Below are 3,127 nucleotides of genomic sequence, written 5' to 3' on the forward strand. Positions count from 1 at the left end.
GCGATGAGCAATGCCGACCGCGCCGATATCGGCATCAAGCCGGCGGACTTTCCGCGCATCGCGCGCGAAATGTCGGCCCGCTGAACAACGCTGAGCCAAACAGGTTTCCCGGGCTGCCGGGAAACCTTCAACCTGCTCAAAATTCAGCGATTTCCCAGGAAGGTCTGCTTGCCGAGCGGCACGCCATTGTGGCGCAGGATGTCGTAGGCCGTCGTGACGTGGAAATAGAAATTCGGCATCGCGACATGCAGCAGGTACTGCAGGCCGGGCAGCGTAGTTTCGCGCCCGCCAAGCCTTAATTCGACCGTCCTGTCCTCCGAACCTTCCAGATCGGCCGCCGAGAACGTCGCCAGGTGATCGAGCGTCTTGGCGATTCGGGCCTGCAGCTCGGCAAAGCTCGCTTCATTGTCCTCATATTTCGGCACCTCGCGGCCGGCGAGCCGCGACGGCGCGCCCTTGGCATGGTCGGTGGAGATCTGGACCTGCCTGGCCAGCGCAAACATGTCCGGCGCCAATCGCGCCGTGAGGAACACCTGCGGATCGATCTTGCGCTCAGCGGCATTCTGCTCCGCCGCCGTCAGCACGCTGGCCAGCGCCTTCAGCCGGGCGGAAAAGACGCCGACGGAAATATCGTACATGGAAATAGTCACGAGCACTCTCCCAAGGCGGCCCCAGCGCCGCGGGCCGTGACCTAACGCCTCCGGTCACGATTCTTCAAGCGGTCATGCTTCCACGTCACCGCGCCGCCGCAATCGCCATGGTAGTATTTTCGTTATCGAGCGGAGATTCCCGATGAGACATATCTTTCTCGCTGTGGCTGCCTTCTTTTCCCTGTCCAGTATCGGCCAGTCCGCGTTTGCGGCCGATGCGCCCTATATCGACGACAGGTCCAGCGCCGACGCCGTCATCCGCTCGCTTTACAGCGCCATCAATCGTCACGAATTCGCCCGCGCCTGGGGTTATTTCGGCGATACGAAGCCAGCCAAGGATTTCAACGCTTTCGTGAAAGGCTATGACGGCACCGATACCGTCGACGTCAAGACCGGCGCTGTATCGGACGAAGGTGCCGCCGGCAGCATCTATTACAGCGTCCCGGTCGCTATCCAGGCGACCGACAAGAAGGGCGAGGCCAAGGTTTTCGCGGGCTGCTACACGGTCCGCCAGGTCAATGCGCAAATTCAGGAGCCGCCTTTCCAGCCGATCTTCATCGACAAGGGTGCGCTGAAGCCATCGACGGAGGATTTCGACAGCGCCGTGCCGGCAAGCTGCGGCGACGGCCCGCCGCCGCCGAAGAAGGACGAGGCGCTGGAGCAGGCCAAGAAGGCGTTTCTCGCCACCTATGGCGGGCAGTGCGACAAACAGGATGCCGATGGCAAGCCAATCGGTGAGCCAGAGGCCCATTCGGTCCAATACAAGGACAAGGACGCTCAAGCCGCCGACCCGGAGCGCGAGACGCGGCTGTTCCGCTTCTTCTGCTCGATGGCCGCCTATAACGAAACCGCGGTCTACTACATCGCCGATGACGTCAACGGCGTGACCCAGCTGCAGTTCACCGAGCCGGATCTCGATATCCGCTACGAGAACAACAACAGCGAAGGCAAGGTCGAGTCGATCCACATCATCGGTTTCAAGACCAGCGGCTGGGCAACCAATTCGGACTATGACGAGAACACGAAAACCATCACCACATCCGCCAAATGGCGTGGCGTAGGGGACGCCTCGTCATCGGGGACCTATCTGTTCCGCAACGGTGACTTCTCGCTTGTCCAGTACGACGTCGATGCTTCCTATGACGGCGAGATCAATCCGCAGACGATCATCGATTACAACACTGCGCCTTGAGCCTCGACAGAAGGGTCACGGCGCTTTCGTCAGCATCCAGTTCAGCGTGCCGCGCCAGTCCACCATGCGGATCGGCGTGCCGTGCGTGCCGGTCTCGAAGCGCACGAAGCGTGTCGGATAGGATTTTTTGGCCAGGATCGATCGGAAGAAGGCTTCCTGCTTTTCCACCGAGAAGACCACGTCATGGCTGCCCTGGCCGAAGAACACCGGCACGCGGCGCTTGAAGGCAGGGCTGGTGAGAAAGCTGTCGTCCCACAGCGATCCGAGCAGCAGCAGCCCGTTGATACGGCCGCCCGTATCCTTGCGCGCGGCGAGCTTCCAGCAGACCATGCCGCCCATGGAGCCGCAGGCGACGAAGATTTTCGCGCCGGGCGATTGTTGGGCGTAGTGATCGATGAGCGCCGAGACCTGCGCCGCGCCCTTGTCGCCGAAATCGGGGAAATCCGGCGAAAGGTAGAGGCCGTTATTGGCGGCCATCAGATTCTTGATGCGGTTGAAGTTGCCGCCGAAAGTAAAATCGTCGACACCTTGCTTGCGGCTGCCGCCCTGCCCATGCAGGTAGAGCACGATGATGGAAGCGCCTTCCGTCCTGCCGACCGCGACATGCCTGACATCGCCGGCGTCGGTCTTCAACATCAGGTCCCGCTGCACCTTGCGCACGCCGGGGTCGGTATATTGCGCGCGCACCCGCTTTTCCGGCACCTCGTCGCGCTGGTTGATGTCGCGCATCTCATGATAGTCGAGCACCGTATAGGCGCCATTATCGCCGGTGGACAGCGCCGCCGGATAAGCAAAGAGGTCGTCCTTGAACGGTTTTAGCGAAAGCGTCTGGCTATGGGCAGCCTGGACGGCAAAACCGGTTGCAACGAGCAGGGCGAAGAGGAAGCGCAATGACATGCCGAGAGGCATGCGAAATTCGGCTTCGGTTTGTCAATCCTGCAGGACGCCGCCCGCCCCCTCCAGCGCCTCGCGCGTGTCGACGTCGATCGATGCACCCTGCCCGATCTCGACATCGATGACGTCGAGACCCTCGGCTTCGACCAGATGCCGGGCGCCGGTATCGCCCTCGAGCTGCGCAACCGCCGCGAAAAGCGATCGCGGCAAAAGCACCGGATTGCCGCGCTTGCCCTGGTGCGAGGCGCGCACGACCGCGTGGCCGCCGGAGCGGCGGAACGCATCGACCAGGCTGTCGAGGTCCTTCGACGAAACGCCGGGCATGTCGCCAAGAACGATCATCGCGCCGGCCGCGTCGGGCGCGACCTTCGCAATGCCCGCCTTCAAGGAC

The 3,127-nt window shown here is 62.2% G+C and carries 4 protein-coding genes; 1 reads left to right on the top strand and 3 read right to left on the bottom strand.

Annotated features, from left to right (window positions below; genetic code table 11):
* Positions 1–143 precede the first annotated feature (143 nt).
* A complete protein-coding gene (locus EOA24_RS32230) occupies positions 144–650 on the bottom strand; it encodes a DUF1993 family protein (RefSeq protein WP_126082508.1) in 507 nt (168 codons plus the stop codon).
* Positions 651–792: 142 nt separating this feature from the next.
* Here EOA24_RS32230 and EOA24_RS32235 point away from each other — a divergent pair, with 142 nt between their 5' ends.
* On the top strand, positions 793–1,842 hold the full coding sequence (locus EOA24_RS32235) for a DUF1176 domain-containing protein (protein WP_126082507.1): 1,050 nt from the start codon (positions 793–795) through the stop codon (positions 1,840–1,842).
* A 15-nt stretch (positions 1,843–1,857) separates the two neighbouring features.
* Here the strand turns inward: EOA24_RS32235 and EOA24_RS32240 are convergent, their stop codons facing one another.
* Both EOA24_RS32240 and EOA24_RS32245 read right to left on the bottom strand, forming a co-directional pair.
* Complete coding sequence (locus tag EOA24_RS32240; RefSeq protein ID WP_126083792.1) at positions 1,858–2,739, bottom strand: alpha/beta fold hydrolase; 882 nt, start codon at positions 2,737–2,739, stop codon at positions 1,858–1,860.
* A 33-nt stretch (positions 2,740–2,772) separates the two neighbouring features.
* A partial coding sequence (locus EOA24_RS32245) for an NTP transferase domain-containing protein (protein ID WP_148669981.1) occupies positions 2,773–3,127 on the bottom strand: 355 nt, incomplete at its 5' end.

Source organism: Mesorhizobium sp. M2A.F.Ca.ET.039.01.1.1 (assembly GCF_003998035.1).
In the GTDB taxonomy this organism is placed as follows: domain Bacteria; phylum Pseudomonadota; class Alphaproteobacteria; order Rhizobiales; family Rhizobiaceae; genus Mesorhizobium.

Coding starts and splice junctions, on each gene's coding strand:
- EOA24_RS32235 (WP_126082507.1), top strand. CDS start 793: ATGAGACATATCTTTCTCGCTGTGGCTGCCTTCTTTTCCCTGTCCAGT.
- EOA24_RS32240 (WP_126083792.1), bottom strand. CDS start 2,739: ATGTCATTGCGCTTCCTCTTCGCCCTGCTCGTTGCAACCGGTTTTGCC.